This is a genomic window from Candidatus Palauibacter sp., assembly GCF_965261555.1.
Lineage (GTDB): Bacteria > Gemmatimonadota > Gemmatimonadetes > Palauibacterales > Palauibacteraceae > Palauibacter.
This window is the reverse complement of sequence record NZ_OZ253465.1, coordinates 1,858,121-1,884,034: the sequence shown is the minus strand read 5'-3', so window position 1 is coordinate 1,884,034 and position 25,914 is coordinate 1,858,121. Positions and strand designations below refer to the sequence as shown.

The 25,914-nt window shown below is 68.8% G+C and carries 19 protein-coding genes; 10 read left to right on the top strand and 9 right to left on the bottom strand.

All coding sequences use genetic code 11. The features are described from left to right. Nucleotides 1-14: 14 nt before the first annotated feature. A complete protein-coding gene (gene moaC, locus ACQY5G_RS08095; RefSeq protein ID WP_428278605.1) occupies nucleotides 15-497 on the top strand; it encodes a cyclic pyranopterin monophosphate synthase MoaC in 483 nt (160 codons plus the stop codon). A 19-nt stretch (nucleotides 498-516) separates the two neighbouring features. Continuing rightward, on the top strand, nucleotides 517-1,974 hold the full coding sequence (locus ACQY5G_RS08090) for a nucleotide sugar dehydrogenase (RefSeq protein ID WP_428278604.1): 1,458 nt from the start codon (nucleotides 517-519) through the stop codon (nucleotides 1,972-1,974). Here the strand turns inward: ACQY5G_RS08090 and ACQY5G_RS08085 are convergent. The 3 genes from ACQY5G_RS08085 to ACQY5G_RS08075 form a co-directional block, all read right to left on the bottom strand. Then, a complete protein-coding gene (locus tag ACQY5G_RS08085) occupies nucleotides 1,864-3,585 on the bottom strand; it encodes a LysM peptidoglycan-binding domain-containing protein (RefSeq protein ID WP_428278603.1) in 1,722 nt (573 codons plus the stop codon). The genes ACQY5G_RS08090 and ACQY5G_RS08085 overlap by 111 nt on opposite strands. A 211-nt stretch (nucleotides 3,586-3,796) precedes the next feature. Beyond that, nucleotides 3,797-5,263 carry an IMP dehydrogenase gene (guaB, locus tag ACQY5G_RS08080; protein ID WP_428278602.1) on the bottom strand — a complete coding sequence of 489 codons (1,467 nt, stop codon included), beginning with the start codon at nucleotides 5,261-5,263 and terminating at the stop codon, nucleotides 3,797-3,799. Nucleotides 5,264-5,329: 66 nt separating this feature from the next. Next, on the bottom strand, nucleotides 5,330-5,707 hold the full coding sequence (locus tag ACQY5G_RS08075; protein ID WP_310781988.1) for a DUF2281 domain-containing protein: 378 nt from the start codon (nucleotides 5,705-5,707) through the stop codon (nucleotides 5,330-5,332). A gap of 156 nt (nucleotides 5,708-5,863) precedes the next feature. On the opposite strand from ACQY5G_RS08075, the gene ACQY5G_RS08070 reads away from it, so the two are divergent. From ACQY5G_RS08070 to glnA, 3 genes are all read left to right on the top strand, one after another. After that, a complete protein-coding gene (locus tag ACQY5G_RS08070) occupies nucleotides 5,864-6,883 on the top strand; it encodes an SDR family oxidoreductase (RefSeq protein ID WP_428278601.1) in 1,020 nt (339 codons plus the stop codon). Then, nucleotides 6,817-7,593, top strand: coding sequence for a 4'-phosphopantetheinyl transferase superfamily protein (locus tag ACQY5G_RS08065; RefSeq protein WP_428278667.1), 777 nt, complete (start codon nucleotides 6,817-6,819; stop codon nucleotides 7,591-7,593). Before ACQY5G_RS08070 ends, ACQY5G_RS08065 begins: the two co-directional genes overlap by 67 nt. A 199-nt stretch (nucleotides 7,594-7,792) precedes the next feature. Continuing rightward, nucleotides 7,793-9,193, top strand: a complete 1,401-nt coding sequence (gene glnA / locus ACQY5G_RS08060; RefSeq protein WP_428278600.1) for a type I glutamate--ammonia ligase — start codon at nucleotides 7,793-7,795, stop codon at nucleotides 9,191-9,193. A 40-nt stretch (nucleotides 9,194-9,233) separates the two neighbouring features. On the opposite strand, the gene ACQY5G_RS08055 is transcribed toward glnA, so the two are convergent. Then, nucleotides 9,234-14,075 carry an NAD-glutamate dehydrogenase gene (locus ACQY5G_RS08055; RefSeq protein WP_428278599.1) on the bottom strand — a complete coding sequence of 1,614 codons (4,842 nt, stop codon included), beginning with the start codon at nucleotides 14,073-14,075 and terminating at the stop codon, nucleotides 9,234-9,236. An 88-nt stretch (nucleotides 14,076-14,163) separates the two neighbouring features. Continuing rightward, the gene (locus ACQY5G_RS08050; RefSeq protein WP_428278666.1) at nucleotides 14,164-14,544 is read right to left on the bottom strand and encodes a cupin domain-containing protein; all 381 of its coding nucleotides are present in this window, start codon (nucleotides 14,542-14,544) and stop codon (nucleotides 14,164-14,166) included. A 288-nt stretch (nucleotides 14,545-14,832) separates the two neighbouring features. Here ACQY5G_RS08050 and ACQY5G_RS08045 point away from each other — a divergent pair, with 288 nt between their 5' ends. Further along, the gene (locus ACQY5G_RS08045; RefSeq protein WP_428278598.1) at nucleotides 14,833-15,528 is read left to right on the top strand and encodes a DUF4377 domain-containing protein; all 696 of its coding nucleotides are present in this window, start codon (nucleotides 14,833-14,835) and stop codon (nucleotides 15,526-15,528) included. A gap of 50 nt (nucleotides 15,529-15,578) precedes the next feature. Here ACQY5G_RS08045 and ACQY5G_RS08040 read toward each other — a convergent pair whose 3' ends face one another. The 4 genes from ACQY5G_RS08040 to ACQY5G_RS08025 all read right to left on the bottom strand — a co-directional run bounded on the left by ACQY5G_RS08040 (nucleotide 15,579) and on the right by ACQY5G_RS08025 (nucleotide 22,211). Further along, complete coding sequence (locus ACQY5G_RS08040) at nucleotides 15,579-16,955, bottom strand: formylglycine-generating enzyme family protein (protein ID WP_428278597.1); 1,377 nt, start codon at nucleotides 16,953-16,955, stop codon at nucleotides 15,579-15,581. A 66-nt stretch (nucleotides 16,956-17,021) separates the two neighbouring features. Beyond that, nucleotides 17,022-20,636, bottom strand: a complete 3,615-nt coding sequence (locus ACQY5G_RS08035) for a DNA polymerase III subunit alpha (protein ID WP_428278596.1) — start codon at nucleotides 20,634-20,636, stop codon at nucleotides 17,022-17,024. 5 nt (nucleotides 20,637-20,641) lie between these two features. Next, on the bottom strand, nucleotides 20,642-20,911 hold the full coding sequence (locus tag ACQY5G_RS08030; protein WP_428278595.1) for a hypothetical protein: 270 nt from the start codon (nucleotides 20,909-20,911) through the stop codon (nucleotides 20,642-20,644). Nucleotide 20,912: 1 nt separating this feature from the next. After that, nucleotides 20,913-22,211 carry a DNA polymerase Y family protein gene (locus ACQY5G_RS08025; protein ID WP_428278594.1) on the bottom strand — a complete coding sequence of 433 codons (1,299 nt, stop codon included), beginning with the start codon at nucleotides 22,209-22,211 and terminating at the stop codon, nucleotides 20,913-20,915. Nucleotides 22,212-22,340: 129 nt separating this feature from the next. Here ACQY5G_RS08025 and ACQY5G_RS08020 point away from each other — a divergent pair, with 129 nt between their 5' ends. From ACQY5G_RS08020 to ACQY5G_RS08005, 4 genes are all read left to right on the top strand, one after another. Beyond that, nucleotides 22,341-22,796, top strand: coding sequence for a DoxX family protein (locus ACQY5G_RS08020; protein ID WP_428278593.1), 456 nt, complete (start codon nucleotides 22,341-22,343; stop codon nucleotides 22,794-22,796). Between the two features lie 67 nt (nucleotides 22,797-22,863). After that, a complete protein-coding gene (locus ACQY5G_RS08015) occupies nucleotides 22,864-23,250 on the top strand; it encodes a nucleotidyltransferase domain-containing protein (protein ID WP_428278592.1) in 387 nt (128 codons plus the stop codon). A gap of 311 nt (nucleotides 23,251-23,561) precedes the next feature. Continuing rightward, complete coding sequence (locus ACQY5G_RS08010; RefSeq protein WP_428278591.1) at nucleotides 23,562-24,110, top strand: helix-turn-helix transcriptional regulator; 549 nt, start codon at nucleotides 23,562-23,564, stop codon at nucleotides 24,108-24,110. Nucleotides 24,111-24,241: 131 nt separating this feature from the next. Continuing rightward, on the top strand, nucleotides 24,242-25,528 hold the full coding sequence (locus ACQY5G_RS08005; RefSeq protein ID WP_428278590.1) for a hypothetical protein: 1,287 nt from the start codon (nucleotides 24,242-24,244) through the stop codon (nucleotides 25,526-25,528). Nucleotides 25,529-25,914 lie beyond the last annotated feature (386 nt).

The window sequence follows — 25,914 nt, the reverse complement described above, 5'->3', positions numbered from 1 at the left end:
CGGGAGGCAGCTTCGTGGACGGACTCACACATCTGGATCCGGAAGGGCGGGTGCGAATGGTCGACGTGGGAGAGAAACCTCTCACGCGACGCGTGGCCGTGGCCGAGGGCCGGATCCGAATGCGCCGTGCGACGCTCGATGCCATCCGGGAGGGCGAGGTCGAGAAGGGAGAGGCGCTCGCCGTGGCCCGTCTCGCGGCGATCCAGGGGGCCAAGGCGGCGTCCGCGCTCGTTCCGCTCTGCCATCCGATCCCGCTCGACGCGGTCGATGTCGATCTCGAAGCCGAGGAGACGCCGCCGGCTTACCGGCTCAGCGTGCGGGCCTCGGCGGAGTGGCGCACGGGCGTCGAGATGGAGGCGATGGCCGGCGTCGCGGCCGGCCTGCTCGCCCTCTACGACATGTGCAAGGCGATCGACCGGGGCATGACGCTGGGGCCGATTCGACTCCTCGAGAAGCGCGGGGGACGATCCGGCACCTGGAAGGCGGACGCGAAGTGATGCGGATACGGGGGACGCGGTGAGCCACCGGGAGGCGCTCCGGAAGAAGATCGAGTCGGGCACGGCCCGGGTGGGCGTGCTCGGGCTCGGCTATGTCGGTCTTCCGGTCGTCACGGCGTTCTCCGGCGCAGGCTTTCGGACGCTGGGGTTCGATATCGACGAGCGTGTCGTCCGGCGGGTAAGGCGTGGCGACTCCCACATCGGCGATGTCCCGGCGCGAACCGTCGCCGCCGCCGTCGAGAGCGGCCTCCTCGATGCGACAACGGACTTCGGCCGGCTCGCGGAGATGGACGCCGTCATCATCTGCGTCCCCACCCCGCTCGGGAAGACCGGCGATCCCGACGTTTCCCACATACTCGACGCGCTCGGGCACATCCGCGACGGCCTCCGGCCCGGTCAACTCATCGTCCTCGAGTCGACCACCTACCCGGGCACGACCCGGGAACTCCTGCAGCCGGAACTCGAACAGGGCGGACTCACCGCGGGAAAGGAATTCTTCGTCGCCTTCAGCCCCGAGCGCGTAGACCCCGGCAATCCCACCTACACCTTCACGAACACGCCGAAGGTCGTGGGCGGATTGACCGCCTCCTGCCGCGAACTCGCCGATGGCCTCTACGAGAAAGTCATCGACGAGGTCGTGAGCGTTTCGTCGCCCGAGGTCGCGGAACTCACGAAGCTGCTCGAGAACACCTTCCGCGCCGTGAACATCGGTCTCGTGAACGAGATGGCGGTCATCGCGGATCGTCTGGGGATCGACATCGGCGAGGTCGTCGAGGCCGCGGCGACGAAGCCGTACGGCTTCATGCGTTTCACGCCCGGCCCCGGGCTGGGCGGTCACTGCCTCCCGATCGACCCGCAGTACCTCGCCTGGAAGATGCGGACGCTCCAGTACCGGACCCGCTTCATCGAACTCGCCGCCGAGGTCAACGCCGAGATGCCGCGCTACGTCGTGGACCGCGTCGCGCAGGCGCTCAACCGGCACCGGCGGCCGCTGAACGGCAGCCGCGTCCTGCTGCTGGGCGTCGCCTACAAGCCGGGCGTCGGCGATGTCCGCGAGAGTCCGGCGCTCGACGTCATCGAGCTTCTGCGCCGCCAGGGCTCCGAGGTCTCATACCACGATCCGTTCGTGCCGCGGCTGGCGCTGGAGGGCGGAAACCTCGAATCGCAGCCCCTGACGGCGGAGTCGCTCGCATCGAGCCACGCCACGGTCGTCATCACGGATCACCCGCAGGTGGACTACGGTCTCGTGCTCGAGAGGGCACGGATCATCGTCGACACGCGCAACGGCCTGCCGCGGCGGCCCGGGGAGCAGGGGGAGCCGGGCGGTGCGGTCCTCTATCCGCTGTCCGGCCCCGCCCGCGAAGGCTCAGCGCCGGATCTCGAGCCGGTCGCCGGGGTGGATCCGGGTCGAGGAAAGGCGATTCCATTCGATGAGGTCGCGCGTCGATACCGAATGTCGGCGGGCGATCAGCCATAGCGAATCACCCGGCCGGACCACGATCGTCACAGGCCCGGCGCCGTTGCTCGCGGACGCGGCCGAACCCGTTCCCGTCGACCGGCCCGTCCGCGGAATCAGCAACTCCTGGCCGATCTGCAGGCGTCGCGGATTCACATTGCCGTTCGCGGCCCGCAACGCCGCCACCGACACGCCGTATCGCTGCGCGATCACGTCCAGCGTCTGCCCGCGCTGCACCGTGACGACGGTCGTCCCCTCGGCGTTCGTCCGCGCGGTGAGCGGGCGGGCGTTCGAACTCCGCGCGATCGATGCGCCGGAGGCCCGCGCCGACCGGGGAATCACGAGTTCCTGGCCGATCTGCAGGCGACGCGGGTTCAGGTTGCCGTTCGCCGCGCGCAGCGCCGCCACCGACACGCCGTACTGCTGTCCGATCCACCCCAGCGTGTGACCGCGCTGAACCGTGTGAAACGTCCACGTCACCCGCTCATCCGCCGGCACGGCCGCATACCGCGCCGCGAACCGGACGGCGCCCTCGACCGGGACCCGAACCTCGACCTCGCGGTTCGGCGGGGTCACGTCGCGCGGAAACTCGGGGTTGAGGAGGTTGATCGTCTCCTCGTCGGTCCCGGCGGCCTCCGCCAGGACGTCGAAGCTCGTCGCGTCGGGCACGCGTACCTTCGCGTACTCCGGGATCCTCTCTCTCTCGGGATCCGGGAACCCGTAACGCGCGGGATCGTGTCCGATCATGGCCGCCGCGATGATCTTCGGCACGTAGTCCCGCGTCTCGCGCAGCAGCAGACGACGGTCGGCGAGATCCCAGAACGTCGCGCCCGGCACGGTGCGGAGCCCGCGGCGGACCCGGTTCGGTCCTCCGTTGTAGGCCGCCGCGGCGAGGTACCAGGAGCCGAACTCCTCATAAAGATCCTTGAGGTGTCGGACTGCGGCGTCCGTCGCCTTCTCCGGATCTCTCCGTTCGTCGATCCAGTAGGATATCTCGAGGCCGTACTGGCGCCCCGTGCCCGAGATGAACTGCCACAGACCGACCGCGCTCGCGCGGCTGTAGGCGTTCGGATTCATCCCGCTCTCGATGAGCGAAAGGTAGATGAGGTCCTGCGGCAGCCCCGCCTCGCGCAGCTTCCGGCGAATCATGGGCTCGTAACGGGTCTTGCGGCCGAGGTAGGTCGCGAAGCGTTCGCCGATGGCCGTCTGGAAGTAGTGGACCCACGATTGGACGCGCTCGTTCATCTCGAGCCTGAAAACGCGCGGATCCTCTCCTTCGTGAACCAGCCCCATCGGGTCGCCGCCGAGGATCTCGCGGATCGCGCGATCGATCTCCGCCGCCGTCGGCTCGGCGTCCGTGTCGTCCGCCGGGTCCGGCACGACCGGATCCTCCGGCATCAACTCGTCGTCCGGAGCCGACGCGGCAGCGTCTCCCGGCTGCCGGGTCGCCTCGGGTGGATCCGCCGCGCCGGCCCCGGGCGCCCCCTGTTCGACGTTCGCGGTGTCCGGGGCCGGGCCGAGTTCGGGTGTACGCTGGGTGAGCGCGCAGCCGTGCAGCACGAACGCCGCGAGCAGAAGACCGACCCAATGAAGGCACGCAGGGACGGGCGTTCTCGATGATCGATAGGTCATCAGACGGCAAATCCCCCCTTGGTGCCACAACTCTGGTGCTGCTACCCCCAGGCCCCTCCACTCCGCCAGGGCGTCGCTCCGGAAGCAGGACCGGACAACACGCGGATAATGGTACCGAACCGGCTGTGCCGTGTCGAGATCGACCCGGCTGCGAAGCGTTTCTGGCGAGATGCATCGCCGCTCGAACGCAGCAGGGTTTTGCCACGGGCCGTTAGACGTGGTAGTTGGGGGCTTCGCGCGTGATCACGACATCGTGCGGATGGGACTCCCGGAGTCCGCCGGAGGTGATGCGGAGGAAGCGGGCATCCCGGCGGAGTTCGTCGATGTCGGCGGCGCCGCAGTAACCCATGCCGCTGCGAAGACCGCCGACGAGCTGGAACACGGTGTCCGCCACCGGACCCTTGTAGGGCACCCGGCCTTCGATCCCCTCGGGGACCAGCTTCTGGGCGGACGATCCCTCCTGGAAATACCGGTCGGCCGAGCCGGCCTGCATGGCCGCCAGCGAACCCATGCCGCGGATCACCTTGAACCGCCGGCCCTCGAGGAGGAAGGTCTCCCCCGGGCTCTCGTCGGTGCCCGCGAACATGGACCCGAGCATGCACGTCTCCGCCCCCGCCGCGACCGCCTTCACGAGATCGCCGGAATACTTGATGCCGCCGTCGCCAATGACCGGCACCCGGCCCTCGGCCCCCGCCACGCTGTCCTCGATCGCGGTGATCTGAGGCACGCCGACACCCGTGACGACGCGCGTCGTGCAGATGGATCCCGGCCCCACGCCGACCTTGACCGCGTTCACCCCCCGCTCGACGAGCATCGCCGCCCCTTCGCGGGTCGCGACGTTGCCGGCAATGAGATCGATGTCGGGGAGCGCCTCCCGCACCCGGGTGACGGCCTCGAGGACGCCCTCCGAGTGTCCGTGCGCGGTGTCGACGACGATGACGTCCACTCCGGCCCCGGCAAGTTCCCGTGCCCGCTCGAGTTCATTCCGGCTCGCCCCCACGGCCGCCCCTACGCGGAGCCGTCCGTGGCCGTCCTTCGTCGCGTTGGGAAACTGCCGCCGCTTGAAGATGTCCTTGACCGTGATGAGTCCGGCGAGCCGCCCGTCCTCTCCCACCACGGGGAGCTTCTCGATCTTGTGCTGGCGGAGAATCTCTTCGGCCTCCTCGAGCGAGGTCCCGGTGGGCGCCGTCACAAGATTCTCGCTCGTCATCACCTCCCGCACCGGCCGCGAGAGGTCGGTTTCGAACACCAGGTCCCGGTTGGTCAGAATCCCGACGAGGGCGCCGTCGTCGCCCACGATCGGGACCCCGCTGATCGAGAAGTCCCTCATCCGCCTGCGGGCTTCGCCCAGCGTGGCGTCGGGTCCGAGCGTGATGGGATCCAGAATCATCCCGCTCTCGGACCGTTTCACCCGGTCGACCTGCCGGGCCTGGGCTTCGATCGGCATGTTCTTGTGGATGATGCCGATCCCGCCCTCGCGTGCGAGGGCGATGGCCATGCGGGATTCCGTCACCGTGTCCATGGCGGCGGAAAGCAGCGGAATCTGGAGTCGGATGCGCTGGGTCAGGCGAGTGGAGACGTCGACATCCGCCGGATGAACGAGCGCATGCCCGGGTGCAAGCAGAACGTCGTCGAAGGTCAGCGCTTCGCGGCTGGAGCGCGGCGTGGGAGCTTCCATGCGCCATCGTAGGCGACGGCCCGCGCGACGTCAACGAGCGGACGGTCGCCGCCCGCCGACGCCGTCCTAGGGGTCGACGACGATCTCGCGCGTCTCGGGCGGAGGGCGATCCTCCCGGGGTTCCGGTTCCGGGCTTCCCGCTTCGAGTTCGGCGAGGAATCCCCGCCCGGCTTCGCGGAACGAGTCGATCACGCGGTCGGCCGCACCGAGCACTTTCATCGTGCCCTTGACCGCGGTGGTCGAGGCCCGCGTCCTCCGCAGCCCCCGATGGACGGATTCGGCGAAGTGCTGGAACGGATCCGCGCCGGCCGCCGGCCGGGAGGCGTACTTCGACGCGAGATAGTCGATGAAATCGACGACCTCGTACTGCTTGTCCTCGGGGAGAGCCTGGAGCTTCCTCCAGATCTTCTTCCTCAGGATCTCGTTCATGCCTTCTTCGGCCATGGCGCCTTCCGACTCCGTGGTCGTCCGAACCCGCCGCGCGTTCCTTCGCCGGTCCCCCTCATACTCCGCCCGACAGGGGGCAGGTTTCAAGTATGCAGCGCGCGCAGCGGCGCGAGGGGTTCCGCCGTCCGCCGCCGCAAGCATAACATGTAGCGCGTGAAAACGGCCTATGATCTCGCCTGCGAAGCACTCGCCGCGGCCCCTCGACGATGGCTGGTCACGGGGGGCGCCGGGTTCATCGGATCGCACCTCGTCGAGCGGCTCCTCGCGCTGGGACAGGAGGTCGTGGCGCTCGACGACCTCTCGACCGGAAACCGCGGCAACATCGACGAAGCCGTGGCGGCCTCGGGCGCCCCGGCGGACCGGTGCCGCTTCCTGGAGCGGGACGTCGTCGATGCCGACGCGGTCATCGAGGCATGCCGCGATGTCGACATCGTGCTGCACCAGGCCGCGCTGGGTTCGGTGCCCCGATCCGTCAAGGAGCCGCAGGAGACGTATGCCCGCAACGTCGAGGGGTTCATCAACGTGCTGGACGCAGCCCGCGACGCCGGCGTCTCCCGCCTCGTCTACGCCTCCTCGAGTTCGGTGTACGGGGATTCGCCCTACCTCCCGAAGGTGGAAGCGCGCATCGGAAACCCGGCATCCCCGTATGCGGCCACGAAGCGGGTCAACGAGTTGTACGCGGAGATGTACCGCCGCAGCTACAACATCGAGGTCGTCGGACTCCGCTACTTCAACGTCTTCGGCAGGAGGCAGGCGCCCAACGGACCTTACGCCGCGGTCATACCGCGCTGGACGCTGCGGATGCTCGCGGGAGAGCCGTGCCAGATCTACGGGGACGGGAAGACGACCCGGGATTACTGCTACATCGACAACGTGGTACAGGCGAACCTGCTCGCCGCCACGACGGGGGCGGGGGCGGCGCTGGGCGTCTACAACGTCGCCGCGGGAGATCCGACGACGCTGAACGAGTTGTTCGCCCTCATTCGGTCGGGGCTCGCGAAGAAGCGGCCGGATGTGGGAAACGCCGAACCGGTGTACGAGCGCTTCCGGGTCGGTGACGTGCGGCATTCCTACGCGGACGTCTCGAAAGCTCGGGAACGGCTGGGATACGAACCCCGCTGGACGCTCATCGAAGGTCTTCGGTCCACGCTCGACTGGTACGCCGCCCTCTGAACGGCGGGGACTGGCCTGCGGGCGCCCGTCCCCCGGCGCTGCCGGGGTCCGACCTTCATGTCTGGAGAATCGACCTTTCCGCCTGTGAGGGGTCCGGCGACGACGCCCTCCTGAGTCCGGACGAGCGGGCCCGCGCCGAGCGACTCGTCAACGCGAAGGCGCGCGCCCGCTTCCGTTGCGCCCGCATCGCGCTGCGACGCCTCCTCTCCGGGTACCTGCGCGTTCCGCCCGGCGAGTTGGCGCTGGAGTACGGAGAGCACGGAAAGCCCCGGCTGGTGTCGGCACAAGGGAGCGACGGGGCCGGCGATGCTCCCCCGTTCTTCTTCAACCTCAGCCACTCGGGCGGACTCGCGCTCTGCGCGGTGGGCCAACTCGGCGAGACCGGCGTCGACATCGAACGCATCCGGCCGCTCAGCTACCCGGGGGGCCTCGCCCGCGACCACCTTTCCCCCGAGGAACGGCGCCTCCGGTCCGACTGGGAAACCCCGGCGGCGAGGCCGGAGTTCTTCCGGATCTGGGCCCGGAAGGAGTCGATCCTCAAGGCCGCCGGACTCGGTCTGTCGCGTCCGCTGAACCGCGTCGACACGATTCGCGGGGAACTCGACGGGCGTTCCTGGTGGTTGATGGACCTCTTGCCGGGGGACGGTTTCACGGGCGCCGTGGCATGCGCCCGGAAGCCGGAAACCGTCCGGCTGTGGAGTTGGCGGTGACCGCGGCGGGGCCGCCGATGGTCGGTCGGCGGCGGGCGAGGTTGACGATGGCCGATCCGCTCCCCATAGTGCCTCGCGACATTGCGGGTCGTGCCCGACCGCCAGGCGCGGAGCCGGACGTACGAACCCCCCTCAGCAGGCCGCAGCGGGGCTTTTGCCACGGCCTGCTAACGCCCCCAAGTGACCCGGAGGTCGCGCCATGTCCGACGCCGTTTTTGCGGCACCCAGTGAACACCCCTCGCACATTCGATACGACGACTACGGGAGCACCGTCGCCACCGGCGACCGGGACGCGATCCTGAAGCTCTGCGAGGATCTGAACGTCCGTTTCCTTCGTCTCATCTTCATCGACATCGACGGCTTCGCGAAGAACGTCGAGGTTCCGGCGAGCAAGCTCGAAGACGGGTTCGACGCCAAGGTCATGTTCGACGGATCGTCGATCGGCGGCTACGTCCGCATCGAGGAGAGCGACATGCTCCTCCGGCCGGATCTGGACACGTTCCGGGTCTTCCCGTGGGGGAACCCGGACGCCCGGGTGGCCCAGATGTACTGCGACGTGCGGCGCCCGTACAACAAGCCGTTCGGCGGCTGCCCGCGCGCGGCGCTGAAGCGCGTCGTCGCCAGGGCCGAAGCGATGGGTTACACGATGTATTCCGCCGTCGAGGCGGAGTTCTTCCTCTTCAAGACGAACGAGGACGGCAGCTGCAATTTCGTCACCCACGACGATGGCGGGTACTTCGACCTCACGCCGTCGGACCTCGCCGAGCGGGCGCGGCGCGAGATGGTCACCGCCATGGAGGCGATGGGCCTCGACATCGAGGCCGCGCACCACGAAGTCGCCGAGGGCCAGCACGAGATCGACTACAAGTACGGGGAAGCGCTGCGCACCGCCGACGACCTCATGACCTTCAAGTTCATCGTTCGCAACGTCGCGCTCGCGCACGGGCTCCACGCGACGTTCATGCCCAAGCCCATCTTCGGCGCGAACGGCTCCGGCATGCACACGCACCAGTCGCTGTTCAAGGACGGGAAGAACATCTTCCACGACGCGAACGCCGACTACGAGCTGGCCGATGTGATGCTCCACTACATCGGCGGCCTGAAGAAGCACGCGCGGGCCATCGCGGCGGTCACCAACCCGATCGTGAACAGCTACAAGCGGCTCGTGCCCGGCTACGAGGCGCCGATCTCCATCGCGTGGTCGCAGCGGAACCGCTCGCCGATGATCCGCATCCCTGAGCAGCGCGGCGTCGGCACGCGGCTCGAGTTCCGCATGCCCGACCCGTCCTGCAACGGCTACCTGGCGACGGCCGTCCAGCTCGCCGCCGGTCTCGACGGCATCGAGAACCAGATCGATCCGGGGCCGCCGCTCGACACGAACGTGTGGCAGCTGACCGACGAGCAGCGCGCGAAGATCGGGCTCGAAGTGCTGCCCGCCAACCTCGGCGAGGCGGTGGAGGAACTCGAGGCGAACGACGTAATGAAGGACGCGCTCGGCGACCACATCTTCGGGCAGTTCGTGAGCCGCAAGAAGTCCGAGTGGAGCGACTACGTGGCGTCGGTCTCCGAGTGGGAGCTCGAGCAGTACATCAACTACTAGCCGCAGTTGAGGGCAGCCGCGGTCCGGCTGCCTGAGCCGATCAGCGGTCCGGGGGTTCCAGGATCCCCGGATCGTTGACGGCATCGACGGCCACGACGAGCCCGGGGAGTTCCGCGCCCGTGCTCCGGACGTCGGCGATCACGTTCCGAATTCGGCTCAACCCCACGGCGTTCCGGCGCCGGAAGGACCGCATCGCGTCTTCCGTCGTCGACGCCTCGGCACGGACGATGATCTGCGCCGCCATGCGGGAACGGGCCAGCTCGAGTCGCGTGACGAGGATGCGCGCCGCCCTCTGGTCCCACGGATCGTCCGTGGCCTGCGAGTAGACGCGGCTCCGCAGCCAGGGGAAGTCGATCTCCTCGGCGAGGCCGAAGTACACGGCGCCGACCTCGCGCGTGCCGGCGCCCGTTTCGCGGATGAGGCTGGCGATCGGCAGCAGTTCGTCCACGTAGCGGAAGGTCGCGAGTTGCGCCGCGCCCTCCGGATCGAGTCCGTCCATCTCGTGCAGCGAGCAGGTGGACTCGAAACGTTCCCGCCGCTCCGAGGTGAGCAGTTCCGGCAGGGCGTCGCGGACCGCCCGCACGGGATCGTGCAGCCACTCGATCGCCTCGCTGATCGGCTCCGCGGGGTTGGTCCGCTGCAGGAGCCATCGAGTCGCGCGCGTCAGCGCGTCGGCCATGGCGAGGTAGCACTCGTTCTGCGCCCCGCTCCGCATCCGGACGTCGGCGACGCGCAGCCGCTCGTACAGGTCCTCGGCGTCCGCGATCCGTGACGCGACGTACCAGGTGCGGGCGACGGTCGCGGCGGCGCGGCCGGTCTCCTCCATGAGCCGGATATGGCTCGTGGCGCCCATGCGGTCCACGAAGCGGTTCGTCAGCAGCATGCTCGAGATGTTCGGGCGCAGCCGGTGTTCCTCGAGGTCCGATGTCTCGACCTCCTTCAGCGCCCCGAAGGGAAAGTAGTCCTCCACCAGTTCCATCATGGCCGGGTCGCGGGACACGCTGGACTCCGTGAGCGCGTGCTTGAGGTGGAGCTTCGAGTAGGCCATGACCGTCGCGAGTTCCGGCCTCGTGAGGTGCGCCCCGACGTTCTCCCGTTCGATGAGTTCCTCGCCCGCCGGCAGGTATTCGAGGGCCGGATCGAGGATCCCCTCCCGCTCGAAACGCTGGATCACCTCGCGGAATGCGGCGGGCGTGCGCCGCGCCCGGATGTAGTCGAGGCTGATCGCGAGGCTCTGGCTGTACGTGTTGCGGAGGACCTTCCACGCGACCTCATCCGTGCACTCCCGGAGCAAATCGTTTCGCGCCTCGTAGTCGATCCCCCCGCGCGACAGCGGCGCGCCGAGGAGGATCTTGAGGTTGACCTCGTGGTCGGACATGTCGACCCCGGCGGAGTTGTCCACGGCATCGGTGTTGATGCTCCCCTCGCGGAGCGCGTATTCGACCCGCGCGCGCTGCGTGAAGCCGAGATTGCCACCCTCGCCCACGACCCGCGCCCGAATGCCCGTCGCATCGACCCGCGTGGGATCGCCGCTCGGGTCGCCGACATCGGCGTGGCGCTCCGAACTCGCCTTCACGTACGTGCCGATGCCGCCATTCCAGAGGAGGTCGACCGGCGCCGACAGAATCGCGCGGATCAGCTCGTTCCCGTTCATCTCCTCGTGATCGATGCCGAGGCGCTCCCGGATCTGCGGCGAGAGGTGGATCTGCTTCTCCGTACGGTCGTAGACGCCACCCCCTTCGCTCAGAAGCTCGGCGTCGTAGTCGGCCCACGACGAGGCCGGGAGCTCGAACAGCCGTTTCCGCTCCTCCCACGACGCCTCCGGATCCGGGTTCGGATCGAGGAAGATGTCGCGGTGATCGAAGGCTGCGACGAGCTGGATCTGCTTGCTGAGCAGCATGCCGTTGCCGAACACGTCGCCGCTCATGTCCCCGATGCCGACCGCCGTGAAGGGTTCGTTCTCGTAATCGATGTCCGCTTCCCGGAAGTGGCGCTTCACGCATTCCCACGCACCGCGGGCCGTGATTCCCTCCTTCTTGTGGTCGTACCCCTGCGATCCGCCGGAGGCGAAGGCGTCGTCGAGCCAGAAGCCCGCTTCCGCCGCGAGTTCATTGGCCGTATCCGAGTTCTTCGCCGTCCCCTTGTCCGCCGCCACGACGAGGTACGGGTCGGGTCCGTCGTGGATCACCATCCCCCGGGGTTGCGTCACTTCGCCATCGACGACGTCGTCGGAGACTTCCAGCAGCCCGCGAATGAAGTCCCGGTAGCTGTCCAGCCCCGCCGCAAGCCGCGCCTCGCGCTCATCGGGCAGGCCCTTCACGATGAAGGCGCCCTTCGCGCCGCTGGGCACGATGACGGCGTTCTTCACCCTCTGCGTCTTCACGAGCCCGAGCACTTCCACCCGGAAGTCCCCGTAGCGGTCGCTCCACCTGATCCCGCCGCGCGCCACGTCGTCCATGCGCAGGTGGGCGGCCTCCGTCCGAGGGCCGCGCAGGTAGACCTCGTGCTTCGGCTTCGGCTTCGGAATGAAGTCGACGGGGCGGCTCGAGATCTTGAGCGCGAGGAGGGGCGACCGGCGCAACTCGCCCCGGTAGTGGTTCGTGCGCACGGTGGCGTGGACGAGTTCCATCATCCGCCGCAGCGTTCGGTCGTCCTCGATCCCGCGCACCGAAGCCAGCGCCCGCGCGAACTCGCGCTTCAGACGCCGCATCGTGTCGGCCGCCCCCTCCTGCGCCTCCGGATCGAAGCGCGCCTCGAAGGCCCTGAAGATGCAGCGTGCGATCCCGGGGTACGCCGTGAGCGGAAACTGGCCGCCGGTGGGGGCGGCGACGGCGCCGATGCGGAAGGTGTAGCCCGCATAGGCCCGGAGGACGGATACCTCCCGCCATGTGAGACCGGCGGTCACGATGAGTTCGTTCAGCCGGTCATCTTCGGCGATTCCCGCCCGGATGGCCCGCAGCATGTCTCCGATCCGGTCCTGCGCCGCCGCGATGTCGAGGTCGCCGGCGCGCCGAGCCTCGGCCTCGAAGGACTGGACGCGCGCCGCGAACGTCTCCTCCGTGGCGTCGGGCGTCTCGTCCTTGAGCTGGATCGTGAAGCGGAGCGAGTCGAGCACCCGGAGCCCCAGGTTCTCGAGCGTGGGGATCACGTCGCTCAGGACGTAGTGACCCTTGCGGGCGTACAGCCGCAGCTGGTAGTGCCGCCCGTCCGCTTCCGTCAGCGACCGTTTGAGCAGCACCTGGCTCTCGCCCGTCTCGGCCAGCCGCGCGAGACACGCCACGTCCTCGACGGCGGTGTCGATGTCCATCGCCGCCTGGTAGCCGGTCGAGAAGCGCACGACATGCGTCGCGAGCTGGTGGCCCCGCGAAGGGCCGTGGACGGCATCGAGCGCGTCCTCGAGACGCTCCTCCCAGGTGCGGACGATCGAGCGGACCTTGGCCTGGACGGCGTCGAGGTCGACCGACCCCACCTCGTCCGGGTCGTGGGCCAGATAGAAGTGGAGGCGCGCCTGGTCGCCCTGGCCGAGCGCGAGGTGGTAGTTGAGGAGCGTCCCCCGGTAAGCCTCGATCAGCGCCGCCTGCAGCCGCCTCCGCACCTGCCCGGAGAAATGCGTCCGGGGGAGGATGACCATGAGCTGGACGCCGCGGCCGAGCTGGTCGGGGCGCGCCGTGACCCGCACATCATCCCCGCCTCCGGTCGCCATGACCGCGTCGACGACCGAGCGGATCTCCTCCACCGAGGCGAGGAACAGTTCCTCCTTCGGCATCGAGTTGAAGGTCCCCAGGATGACGTTGTAGTCGTGCGACCCCGGGGGCGCGGCTTCCAGCTGGAGGATCTCGCGCAGCTTGCGGCGCAGGATCGGGATGGAGGAGGCGTCCTGCGAGAACGCCTTCGCGGTGAACAGGCCGAGGAACCGGTACTCGCCGTACACCGTCCCGTCGGGGCGCAGACGCTTGATGCCCACGTAGTCCATGCGGACGTTGCGCCGAATCGGACTCTGGGCGTTGGTCTTGGAGATGATGAGAAGCGGGCCGCCCAGCACCCGGGCGCGGAGGTAGGCGGGGAGTTCGTCCAGGGGCCGGGGTTCGTGGTATTTCGATTTGTCGTCGTCCCGGAGGATCCCGAGCCCGCTCCCCTCGTCGACGCGGATCCAGTCGCGGCCGGCGTCATCCGTCTCGATGTGGTACGCGCGATAGCCGAGGAAGACGAACCCGGGGTCCACGAGCCAGCGAAGGAGGTCCTGGATCTCCTCGAATTCGGCGCTGCGCCACGGCGTCTCGACCCGCTTGGTCTCGAGTTCGCTGACGAGCGTCCCCACCTGCTCGATCATGGAGGAGAAGTCCGCGGTGACCGCCCTCACGAGTTCGAGGCGCTGCCGTACCTCGGCTTCCAGCGTCTCGCGGATTTCGGCGTGGTGCGCGTCGTCGAGCACGATGTGGACGACCGACACGCGCGTGCCTTCGGCGGAGTGGTCGCGGATGTCGAGCACGCGGCCGGAGGCGTCCCGGTCCACCACGACGACCGGGTGGAGCAGGTGCGGAATGTCGATCCCAGCCGAGTGGAGGTACTCGCGCAGCGTGTCGACGATGAAGGGCCGGTCCTCCATCACCGTCTGGAGGACGCCGCGCGATGGATCGTCCTCGTCCCAGGCGAGACGGATCGCGATTTCGCCGTCGGCGGCGCCGGCCAGCAGGCGGTAGAGGGCTGCGACGTCGTCCGCCAGAGCGCGGACCGGACGTCCATCCGCGATGTGCGCGTAGCCGCGGCTGAAGAGACGGCGGGAGAGATTGCGGACGGCTTCGCCGGGCGCGTCCGGGAGGCGCGATTCGACCTCGCGGATCAGGGGGCCGAGGTCCGACTGCTGCGCAGGCTTGTTTTTCATGCCCGTAGATACCCCATAGTGCCGCACACGGTCAACGGCGAAGGTGCCGGACCGCGAATCGGAGATCCTCGACGCGCTGCGTTAGCCGTCAGCAGCCCTTCCGGCCGGCGCGTCCGTAGCGGTCCTCGAGGCGCACCAGGTCGTCCAGTTCCGGCGTGCTCACCTCGAGGATGACGCTGTCCTCGAGCGCCTCCATGCGGTGCACGTTGCCGGGCGGAATGGAGACGACCTCGCCCGGGAGCCACTCGAAGACTTCGTCGTTGAGCGTAAAAAGCATGCGCCCGGACTGGAGCAGCATCGTCTCGTGCTTCACGAGGTGCTTCTGCAGCGAGAGGACGTGCCCCTTTTCGACTTCGAGGACCTTCCCCGCGTAGCGGTCCGTGTGGGCGTACCACACCTCGCGCCCCCAGGGCTTGTCCACGATTCGGGGCTCGCCGCGGCCCGCCGCCTCCCGCTCTCCTTCGTGCATGGGTTCAGACGTGCGCCCTTCCCCCGCCGTATGCCGTTTCATGGTGTGACATGATACACCGGCGGCCGCCGGGACGCCGGACGCGGAATCGGGTCGGCAGGAAGTTCGCCGCGCGAGAACCCCCGAGCGGCTGACGGGTACGATTATCGGTCGAATCGCCGGAGACCCGGTTGAGAAAGGAGAACTCCCATTCGCGGCAGAAGCTTTGCTTTCGTTCTGCTCCCGGCCCTGGTCGTTGCCGGCTGCGGCGGTTCCACTGGGCCCGGCGAGTCCGCATACCTCGAGACCGTGGAAGTGACCGTCGGCCCCACCCTGGCCAAGTGCTACGGCGTGGGCCTGCGATCGTGCATGGTGGTCAACGGCGAGTTCTTCTACGACGGAATCGAGGGATTCGAATACGAGGCCGGCTACGACTACCGACTGCGGATCGGCAAGTACGATCCATGGGATGGGGGAGAACCGCCGCAGGATGCCGGCGCGTACGCATACCGCCTGCTGGAGCAACTGGAGAAGACCCCGGCGCCATCCACGCCGGCAACCCTCTCGGTGGGACCCGCGCGGGTCATATGCGCCCGGAGCGATGATTTCTGTCCGGTGGTGAACGGTGCGCCGTACGACGACCTCATCAACAGTTTCGAATACGAGGGCGGCTATCACTACGTCCTGGAAACCCACCGGTACGGCGATGGCCGGTACGTCCTGAGCGACGTCGTCTCGAGGGCCAGGGCGGCCGGCGCCGAAGAGGAGATCACGGTCCGTCGCCATCGGGTGGAGTGCGGCGATGGCCATCCGGGCTACTGCAAGGTCGTCAACGGCGCCCCCTACCGCGGCGAGATCGTGGGCTTCCAGCCCCGGCACGAAGTCGACTACCGCCTGCGCGCCGAGAGGTTCGACATGTTCCCCGAAGGCATGACCGGGTCGCCGAACGTCCCGGCCCACGGCTATCGCTGGCTGGAAACGCTCGAAGCTACGCCGGGCAACTGACCCCCCTGCTACGCGGCCCTGCTACGCGGCCGCGCCGCTCCCGCACGACGTCAGGGGAGCGTCCGGGCCACGCGGAATCCGTAGTACATGTCCCTGGTGTCGGGGAGGTTTCTGGACCGGTTGGCGGAGCGGAGGAACCACACGCCGATGAACCAGGACCCGCCGCGGAGGACGCGACGGTCGCAATCCCCGGATTCCCAGGCGCTCCCATCCGCCGGAGCGCCCGCGTAGCTGCGGTTCCAGCAGTCCTGCGTCCACTCCGACACGTTCCCCAGCACGTCGTACAGCCCGAACGCGTTCGGCGCGAAGGAGCCGACCGGCGCCGTGGTTCCGTAGTCGTCGGCACACGGTCCGTCGGGCGTGTAGCCGGAGAGACCCGCCCACCGGAGGCGCCCGGGGCGCCGCGCGGCTCCGTTCGCGTAGCGGCACAGCTTCGATACGTCCTCCCCCCAGTACCGGGCCGTCACCGTGCCGGCCCGCGCCACGTACTCCCACTCCGCCTCGCTCGGAAGCCGGTATCGCTGTCCCGTCAGTCCTGAAAGCCATGACACGTACGCCTGCGCGTCCTCCCAACTCACGTGGATCACCGGACGACGCTCGCGGCCCCAGCGCCGGTCGGCCGGCGTGTAGCGGCACCCTCCCATCCGCACGCACGCGTCCCACTCCGCGAACGTGACTTCGTGCACGCCGACCGCGAATGCAGCCTCGATCGTCACCGAGTGCTGCGGACCTTCGGCCGCGTCCCGGAACTCCTCGGACTCCGGGGAGCCCATCGTGAACGTTCCGGGCGGCACCACGACCATCTCCGGACAGAACGCGCAGTCGCGGAACGTGGCGAACACCTCGAATACCTGTGCCGGGGGCCGGTCCGCCGTCCCGGGCGCCGCGCCGCCTTCCTCGACGCCCCAGCTTTCCCGGGCGAGGACTTCGTAGCCGCCCCCGTCGTAGTACCTCGCGAAATGATCGTTACCGGTCGTCGCGTTCGTATCGGCAGCCTCCGCGCTCGCCCCGAATCCGATGCCAAAACGCCGGAACGCGGAGCCGTCCGGATCCAACGTCGGGGCGAGACGGACCGCCGACGTGTACCTGGTGATCGCGACGTGATGGTCACCCCGGTTCGACCAGGCACACGAAACTTCCGCGTGGTCGCCGAGTTCCGAGCGCAGGGCTCGTTCCACGCCCTGCCGGTCATCGAGCGGGACGCCGACCCGGTAGGCCAGCGCCACATCGGACCGGTAGACGACGGTCACGCCCTCCCAGCCGAAGCGGCGGTCGGGATCCGGCGTCCGCGGCGTGGACAGCTCGCTCCCCACGCACACCACCGTTCCCGCCTCGGACTGCGCACCGGCCGGAACGCTCCCGGCGAGCAGCATGAAACCCGCCGCCACGTGCGTGACGGCCCCGACGACAAGGGTTTGCTGCGGCATTAGCTAAAACTATACGTGATCCACGTTGCCATGCGAAGATCCTCCGCCAGCCGCGCCTCGTAGGCTTCAACGGCAGCCGCCGCCGCGGCCCCAGCTCATGGTGGGGGGCGGGTCGCGTCTGAGCGCCTCCAGGTACGTGAACGGATCTGGCTTGGCGAGCCGATCAGCTGTGGCTGCGATCCGGTTCGGAGGGGAGCCCGCTCGGATCGGTTCTGCCGGTGTTTCGGGCGCTTCCGGCAGCGTCCGGGTTTGCAACTCGCCCGGCGTTACCGCCCTGGTGTCCAACTGAACCGGCGGGGCGGGCGCCTCGTCCTCTCCCTCCACGGCGGGGACCGTCTCGCGGCTCAGGCGGAGTTCGGGGCTCAGGCGCAGGGGATACACCCCCTCGGCGAGCACGTTGTACGTCGCGCCGTCCTTCTGGAGCGCGCCATCGATGTAGAGGAAGGGTTCGAGGCGGATCGCGGCGCGGCACTCCCGATAGACCTCGGGCCTCACGATCGCGTTGATGGGTCCGAACTCGTCCTCCATGAGGATGAAGATGTATCCGCGGGCCGTATGCGGGCGCTGGCGGGCCACCACGATCCCCGCCACCCGGACCTGGCTCCCGTTGGGGAGGTCGGGGAAGCGCGCCGAGGAGACCGTGCGCTCGGGCAGGTGGTCTCCCACGAGCGCGAACGGATGATGGAGCGAGGCGGCGAGGGAGAGGATGCGGTACTCCGCGATCATCTTCTCCATGTCGTGCGTGCCCGCGAACCGCAGATCCGCACAGGGGTCGTCGAGCGCGAGTTCGATCTGGCCCTGGTCCGAGCGGTCGGCGCTTCGGCGTCCGCGAACGGGCGGCGCGTCCCCGCCCAGCCCCGCGGCGTTCGTCGCGAGTTCGCGGCGCCGGCGCTCCGCCTCCGTCTCGGCCTCCGGGCCCAGCCAGAGCCCCGTCTGCCACAGCAGATCGCGGCGTTCGATCCCCAGCGAGTCGAGCCCCCCGACCCAGATCAGGTTCTCGATCGCGGCCCGCTTGAGCGCGGCCGGGGTGCGGCGCAGAAAATCGGGCAGCGACGCGAACGGTCCGCCGCGCTCGCGCTCGGCCACCACGAGTTCGGCCGCCTCCGTCCCCCAGTCGCGGACCATGCCGAGTCCGATCCGGACATCGTCCCCCTCGGCGGTGCAGACGACCCGGCTGACGTTCAGGTCCGGCAGCAGGACGCCGACCCCGTGCCGGCGCGCGTCGCGCCCGATCGCATCGAGTGAATAGAACCCCATCGGCTGGTTGTTGAAGAGCCCCACGTAGTATTCGGCCGGATAGCGGTCGCGGAGCCAGGCGGACTGGAAGGCGAGGAGCCCGAACGCCACCGCGTGCGACTTCGGGAACCCGAATTCCGAGAACGCGACGACCTGCTCGAACACCTTCTTCGCCGTGGGGCCGCCGACCCCCTTCGCCGCCGCGCCGTCCCGGAACGCCGTCCAGTACCCCAGCAGCGCCTCGCGCGAGCGCTTGCGGCTCATGGCGCGCCGCAGCCCCTCGGCCTGCCCGTCGCTGAAACCCGCGAGCGCCTTGCACACCTGCAGCACCTGGTCCTGGAAGATGATCACGCCCAGCGTCTCGCCGAGCACCTCCTCGAGCAGCGGATGGTCGTAGGGGACGACGTAGTCCGGGTCCCTGCGCAGCTGCTCGCGCCGCCGGACGTAGGGGTTCACCGCCCCGCCGACGATCGGACCCGGCCGCACGATCGCGACCTGGACCGCGAGGTCGCCCAGGTTCCGGGGCCGCACCCGCCGCAGCATCTGGATCTGCGCGCGGCTTTCGACCTGGAAGAGGCCCACCGTGTCTCCCGAACAGATGCGGTCGTAGATCCTCTCGTCCTCGTAGTCGATGCGGGAGAGGTCGGGGGCCTCGCCGTAGCGCGCGTGGATCGTCTCCACCGCCTCCTCGACGAGCGACAGCATCCCGAGCGCGAGGAAATCGATCTTGATGAAGCGCGCGTCGTCGCAGGAGTCCTTGTCCCACTGGCAGAGGACGCGCCCCTCCCACGCGGCGGGCTCGAGCGGGACGATCTCCACCAGCGGCCGGCTCGAGATGATCATCCCGCCCACGTGCTGGGAGATGTGCCGCGGGAGTCCCCTGATCTCCTCGGCCAGTTCGGCGAAGGCCCGCCAGATCCGCGAGTTCGCGCGCGCTTCGAGGCCGGGGATGCGCTCCAGTTCGGCCATGAACCCGTCCTCTCCGGGTTCGGCGAGCTTGGCCAGCTTCTCCACGTCGCCGGCCGGGAGGCTGAGCGCCTTGCCCAGTTCGCGCACGATCGAGCGCGTGCGGTAGGTGGGGAAGGTGCACACGAGCCCGACATGGTCGTACCCGTAGCGTTCGTAGACCGCGAGGATCAGTTCTTCGCGAATATCGCGCGCAAAGTCGATGTCGATGTCCGGGACGCTCTCCATGGCGTCGTTCAGGAACCGGCCGAGAAAGAGGTTCGTCCGCACCGGATCCACGTGGGAGAGTCCGATCAGATAACAGATGATGGAGGAGACCGAGGACCCGCGACCCCGGCCGGGGGGGAGCAGTTGGCGCGGCATCGAGTCGCCCCGCACGCGGTGCGCGACCTCCCGGGCGAGTTCGAGGATGTCGTGATAGACGAGGAAGAACCCGGCCAGGTCGTGGCGGTCGACGAGCGCGAGTTCGGTGGCGAGCCGTTCCTCGGCTTCGCGGCGGTATCGGCTGCCGGGGGGATAGCGGATCTCGAACGCCCTGCGGCAGACCTGGTGGAGTACGCGCATGGCGGGGGCGAAGCCGCTCCCCTTGAAGTCGGGGAAGCGGTAGCCGAGATCGGCCGTGAGATCGAAGTCGCCACAGCGTTCGGCGATCGCGCGCGTGTTGCGGAGCGCGTCGGGCCGTGATGCGAAGCGCCACGCCATCTCCCCGGGGGAGGCGAGATGGAAGCAGGCGTTGGGGCGGCGGAGTTCGTGCGAATCGTCGACTGTCGTCCGGTTCCGGATCGCGACCAGGATGTCCTGGAGACGGTGCCGGTCGGCAACGTGGTAGTGGACGTTGCCCGTGGCCACGACCGGGATGCGGACCCGGTCGGCCAGCGCGCCCAGCGACCGGCCGCGCGCGAGATCGCCGTGGACCGCATTGTTCTGGAGTTCGATGAAGAGGCTGCCGGGACCGAAGGTGTCGCGCAGGCGGCCCGCCAGTCGCTCGGCCTCGTCCGTCCCCCGTTCGAGCGCCGCGAGGAGGGGACTCCGGCGGCACCCGGTGAGGAGGATGAGCCCCTCGGGCCGCTCGAGGAGCGCGTCGAGGTCGAGCCGGGGTTCCCCGCGCGGACTCTCCATGTGCGCCCGGGTGATGAGCCGGCACAGGTTCGCGTATCCCGCCGCGCTCTCCGCCAGCACCGTGACGTGGCAGTCGTCGACCGCTTCGTCGGATTCCTCCTCCGCGAACGGCGAGGCGAGGGTGAGTTCGGCGCCCGTGATCGGCTGGAGTCCGTGGGCGCGGGCGAACTGCGCGAATTCCATCGAGCCGTACAGCCCGTCGTGGTCGGTGAGCGCGAGCGCGGGATAGCCCAGTTCGAGCGCGCGCGCCGCGAGTTCCTCGGGCCGCGACGCCCCATCGAGAAAGGAGTAGGCGGAGTGCGCGTGCAGTTCGACGTAGTCGACGCCGCTCCCGGGGGTCACGCGCGGCCGAGCGTCCACGGCGGCTATTCCGGCTGCAGGAACCAGCGATCCCGCATCAGATCGTGGTACGCCGTGAGGTGGGCGCCGTTCTCGAGCAGAATCGAGAAGTAGACGCGCGAGATCGGTTCCCTCCACCACTCGTCGTCGATCCGCCACTGGTCGAACACGTCGCCGATCCGTCGCCAGCGCCCCCGGATCTCGAGGCTCACGGGCACCCCGGCGCCGCCGAGCCGGACCCGCACCGGCCGCGGGCGGTTGAGCGGCCGCAGCTTCCCCGCGGACGGCTTCGCCACTCTATGCGATTTCCATGAGCGCGTGCCGGCGCTCGGGGAGCCGGGAGTTCGGCTCGAGTTCGAGCACCCGGTACAGCGCGGCAGCGCCAAGCCGCAGCCGCAGCACGCGCGCGGCGCGCCGGAACGCGGGCAGCAGTTCGCCATCCTTTGTCTCCAGCGAACCGAAGGCGCGGGGCGCGCCGGCCTTCGGGTCGAAAAGCCCGGTCTGCGCGCTCGCCGGGCCGAAGCGGAAGAGTTCGAGCCGCAGCGTCTCGACCGCGCGGCAGGGCCGGTCGAGCGCGATCCGCGAGCGGAGGAACGCCCCGAGCCGTTCGGGCTCGCTCGTGGGTTCCCGGGCAATCGCGCGAATGGACCAGGAGCCGCCATCCTCGAGGCTCGCCGACACTCTGAGCCCCCGGACGCTCTTGCCTCGCCGCCGCGGATGCGCGAGCGCGCGACCGATGAGCCGGTCGAGCGCGGCGTGCAGCAGTTCGAGCTGCCCGATCGGGCTCGGAAAGTCGAGCGCGACGCGAATCGGCCGGGCCGGCGCCTCCGGCCGCACACGATCGATGCGCGTCCCCCGCGCCCAGGCGAGCGCCCGGCGCCCATCGGCCCCGAACTGCGACACGAGCGCCGGCTCGGGCATGCGCACGATCCCCGCCAGCCGCTCGACCCCGAGCCGCTTCAGCCGCTCGACCATGCGCGGCGACACCGGCAGCACATCGACCGGCTGCGGGGCCAGAAACGCGGCGAGGTCGGCCGGCGCCACGCAGACGGCCGCGCCCGGCCGACCGGAGCCCGCCGACCCCGTCGACCGGGCAGACTCCGCAGACCGCGCCGCGACCCAGGCCGCGAACTTCCCCGGCGCGCAGCCGATCCGGGCGCTCGCCGCGAGCCACGGCGACAGCGCCTCGAGCCTCGCCCGGAGCCCCGCGATCTGACGCTCCGGCGGACCGTACAGCCGTTCGAGTCCATCGACTCCCACGAAGAACCGCCCCCGCGCGGCCAAGCACTCAACGACCGGACTCCATCCGCGGAGGATTTCCGCGATCCGGTCGCGCGCCGCGTCGTGGAAATCCGGATCCGGTTCGCAAAGGACGAGCGAGGGGCAGAGCGCGATCGCCTGCGAGACGATCATCCCCGGCTCGACTCCGAAGGAGGCCGCGAGCGCGCACCCCATCTCGATGCGGCGGCGGTCCCCCACCGTCGGCAGCGCGAGCGGCGGGTCCGCGAGCGACGGCGTCCGGACCCGCTCCAGTTCCAGCTCGAACCCCGGCCACCAGAGGCAGAGCGCCATCCGGCTCCCGCGACCTGCGTCCATGCGACTCTTCCAAACCCAAAAACCGAAGAAAAACCGAAAATCGGACCGGCCAATCTAGGCGGTTCGAAACGGGATGCAAGAGCCCCGGGCCGCGTCGCCGACCGGGCCACCGCCGGATACTTTCGACTCATGAACCGGGAATCCGACACGGGAGAGGCGCTCGCGCCGAGGAGCTGGGCGGCGTTCACGGCGCGGACGATCCTCGGCCTCATCTTCTTCATGGCCGGGTTCTGGAAGGTGTTCGAACTCGGGGCCGTCCAGCACGCGCGGGGCCTGTTCGTGGAGGCCTACGCCGACACGTTCCTGCCCGCCTGGTCACTGTGGACCGCCGGGGTCGCGATCCCGTTCATCGAACTCGTCTGCGGGGCGCTGATGCTGGCGGGCTGGCGGCGCCGACTCGCGGCGCTGGGGCTGGGCGGGGTCCTCATCCTCGTCACCTTCGGCCACCTGCTCGCCGAACCCCTCTACATCTTCAGCGCGCACGTGATCCCGCGCACGCTCCTGCTCGTCATCGTCCTCCTCCTGTTCGAGGACGACCGCCTCAGCCTGGACAGCTGGCTCGCGCGCCGTCCCGCACCGGAATGACCGTCGCCCGCCCCGCCACCCCCAAAGCCCTGTTATCTTGTCCGGGACACGCTTACGTGACCCATGCATGTCCGTGAACGTCTCAAGGCAGGTGCGGATGCCCGACGCGAAGGAATCGACGACGCGCGACGCCGGACAGTCGCTCGACGACGTGACGCTGGAAGAGATCGTCCGGCGAATCGTCGCCGCATCTCAACCGGAAAAAGTCGTCCTCTTCGGCTCTGCCGCCCGAGGAGAGATGGGCCCGCACAGCGATGTCAATCTCCTCGTCGTCAAACAGTGCGATAACCACTGGGACGTCATGGGGGACATCTACGAAGAACTGTACGGCGTCGAAGCCGCAGTCGACATCGTCGTCGTAACTCCTGATGATGTGGAAAGATACAAGGACACGCATGCGCTAGTTATCAAACCGGCGCTGCGAGAAGGCAGGATCGTCTACCAGACCGCTTGAACCACGCCATTCGGCCCGCGCGTGCCCGTTGATACGGTGTTGACACGACGCAACACCGTGGGGCATGATCAGGCTCCGGAGGCACCCGAAGAAGGACATCGAGAAGGCACTGGCCGCCGCACGCAAGGCCGGCTGGACCGTCGTACCGAAATCCTCCGGACACAGCTGGGGCGTGATGTACTGCCCGGCGACCGGGACTCGCCCCTGCAGCAAGTCCAGCGCGTCCACACCGCGGAATCCTGGCGATCATGCCAAGAGACTCCGACAGGTGGTGCGCCAGTGTCTTCACGGAGAGGGACAGGAGTCGAGGAATGACAACCCATAGCTTCACGTTGATCGTCGAAGGCGTGGATATCGACGATCCGGACGTGTTCAACACCCTCTACGAAGCCGGATGCGATGACGCGACGATCGGAATCACGAACGGAATTCCGGTCATGGATTTTGACCGCGAGGCGGCGAGTCTCCATGCGGCAATCCTCTCGGCGGTCGCGGATGCCGAATCGGTTTCCGGTCTCCAGGTAGTTCGGATCGCTGACCTGGACCTGGTCTCGATGTCCGAGATCGCCGAGCGTATCGGCCGCTCCCGCGAGTGCGTCCGGCTGTGGGTGACGGGGGTCCGCGGACCGGGCGGGTTTCCGTCTCCCGTGAACGACCCCGACAGCCGTTACCGGTTCTGGCGCTGGTCCGATGTGTCGGACTGGCTCAGCAGGGTGCTGAACGGGATGCCCTGGTCCCCCGAAGACCATGTGCGCGGCGCCATTAACGCGATGCTCGAACTCCGCCACCACTTCCGCCAACTCGATCCAAAGGACCGTCCCGACCTCCGCGCGCTCGCCGACCCCGCGCTTGGCGGCTGACCCGCCCCGTCCTCGGTAGCTGACCGGGCCGGCCCGCGGCGACCGACCCACCCTCTCCGGGGTCCACGCCGGGAACCAACACGCGGCTCGCCGGTCATATTCACCGGGGCCCCCTCACGGAGGAGCGGAGCATGGCCGGAACGGCACGGCGCACGAGAAGAACCCGAAACGCACGGGTGTCGGTCGCGACCGCGGGCTTGACGCTCGTCGCGACCGCCTGCGCCCAACAGCGATCAACGGGTATCGGCGGGGGCGGGGTCACGACGAGAGAGACGTTGCCCTCGGGCATCGAGCGCGTCACGAACACGCTTCCCGCCGATCCGGGGCCGGCCTGGACGCTCGTCGAAGAGCTTCGGGTCGGATCCGCGGACGGAGACGGCCCCGACGTCTTCGGCGAACTCAGGGGTCTGGCCGCGCTGCCCGATGGCGGATTCGCGGTGCTGGACTCGCAGGCCCAGGAAGTCCGCGTGTTCGCGGCGGACGGCTCGCCTCGCGCCACCTACGGGGGTGAGGGAGAAGGCCCCGGGGAGTTTCGCGGCGCCCACGGGCTGATGCTCGATCCGGGCGGCCGCCTCTGGGTCACGGACCCGTCCAACAGCCGCCTGTCGGTGTTCGACCCCGCCACCGGTTTCGTGGAGTCCTTCCGCCACAACTTCGCCTTCTACGCCTACATCTGGCTGGGTACCATGACGGCGGATGGCCGGATCGTGCGTCCTACCCTGCGGCCACAGGGCTTCGAAATCTACGACCTGAACATGGAACTCGTGGAGTCGATCTCGCAGCCCGGGCCGGAATCCGACGGGCTATCGGCGCGGGATGCGGCACGGCAGGGGGAAGACTCCACTCCGTCCAGTTTCGCCTGGGAGTCGCGTGACGGGCGTCGCGCCGGCCTCATGAGTGTCCCCTACTATCCTGGAGGCGTCCGGTACTACGACCGCGAGGGGACGGTCTGGGTCGGCGCTCACGAGCACGACCCGGAGGGCTATCGCCTCACGAGACAGAGCCTGGCCGGGGACACGGTATTCCTCGTGGCCGCCCGGAAACCACACCTCCCCGTCACGCGGGAAGAACGGAGCGCCGCCATCGAAGGGGTCCGGGAATACCTTCGGGAGCAGGGCGCGGACACCGACCGCGACTGGTCCAAGATCCCGGACGTCAAACCCGCCATCGCCAACCTCTTCACCTCGGCGGAAGGCAATATCTGGGTTCGCACGCCTCCGGCCGACGCCAACGGCGCCGAAGCCACCTGGGACCTCTTCTCGTCGGACGGCGCCTACGTCGGGCGGGTGACCTCTCCGGAGTTGAGCCCCCTGCCGTTCCTGGTCCCCATCGTCCAGGGCGACGCGTTCTGGGCCGTCGCGACGGACGCCTTCGACGTCCAGTACGTCGTTCGGGCGAGGATCACGCCCTCCGGCTGAAGCGGACGGTTCACAGGATGCCGACCGTCGTGTGTACGGAGGTATCCGTCCGTTCTGAGCGACACTCCCAGTTTGCGAGCTTTATACTCACGATACAGGTGCGACACGACCTGCACTCGGCCTTTGTCAGTGCGAGTTGCTGCCCTCAAGACCGGAACCTTGCGAGGAAGAAGGTCCATCTGACCGCCTGATTCCTCGGCAAACAGTTCCTTGACGATGCTTGCTTTCGTACGGGTGTACGCCGCCATTCCAGCCATCAGATCCGCCAATTGCACGAAGGGCGTAGACGCCGAGTCCGCTTCCCGCCATGTCGCAACCCTCGGTGCAATCCAACGAAACTCTTCGTGCAAGTGCTGCTGCGCCCTTCCCTCGCCCTTCGTACACCG

What these genes read in the sequence shown, in the direction of transcription:
- ACQY5G_RS08015 (WP_428278592.1), top strand. Translation starts at nt 22,864, where the DNA reads ATGTCCGTGAACGTCTCAAGGCAGGTGCGGATGCCCGACGCGAAGGAA.
- ACQY5G_RS08085 (WP_428278603.1), bottom strand. Translation starts at nt 3,585, where the DNA reads ATGACCTATCGATCATCGAGAACGCCCGTCCCTGCGTGCCTTCATTGG.
- ACQY5G_RS08055 (WP_428278599.1), bottom strand. Translation starts at nt 14,075, where the DNA reads ATGAAAAACAAGCCTGCGCAGCAGTCGGACCTCGGCCCCCTGATCCGC.
- ACQY5G_RS08050 (WP_428278666.1), bottom strand. Translation starts at nt 14,544, where the DNA reads ATGCACGAAGGAGAGCGGGAGGCGGCGGGCCGCGGCGAGCCCCGAATC.
- ACQY5G_RS08010 (WP_428278591.1), top strand. Translation starts at nt 23,562, where the DNA reads ATGACAACCCATAGCTTCACGTTGATCGTCGAAGGCGTGGATATCGAC.
- ACQY5G_RS08025 (WP_428278594.1), bottom strand. Translation starts at nt 22,211, where the DNA reads ATGGACGCAGGTCGCGGGAGCCGGATGGCGCTCTGCCTCTGGTGGCCG.
- guaB (WP_428278602.1), bottom strand. Translation starts at nt 5,263, where the DNA reads ATGGAAGCTCCCACGCCGCGCTCCAGCCGCGAAGCGCTGACCTTCGAC.
- glnA (WP_428278600.1), top strand. Translation starts at nt 7,793, where the DNA reads ATGTCCGACGCCGTTTTTGCGGCACCCAGTGAACACCCCTCGCACATT.
- ACQY5G_RS08005 (WP_428278590.1), top strand. Translation starts at nt 24,242, where the DNA reads ATGGCCGGAACGGCACGGCGCACGAGAAGAACCCGAAACGCACGGGTG.
- ACQY5G_RS08020 (WP_428278593.1), top strand. Translation starts at nt 22,341, where the DNA reads ATGAACCGGGAATCCGACACGGGAGAGGCGCTCGCGCCGAGGAGCTGG.
- ACQY5G_RS08040 (WP_428278597.1), bottom strand. Translation starts at nt 16,955, where the DNA reads ATGCCGCAGCAAACCCTTGTCGTCGGGGCCGTCACGCACGTGGCGGCG.
- ACQY5G_RS08075 (WP_310781988.1), bottom strand. Translation starts at nt 5,707, where the DNA reads ATGGCCGAAGAAGGCATGAACGAGATCCTGAGGAAGAAGATCTGGAGG.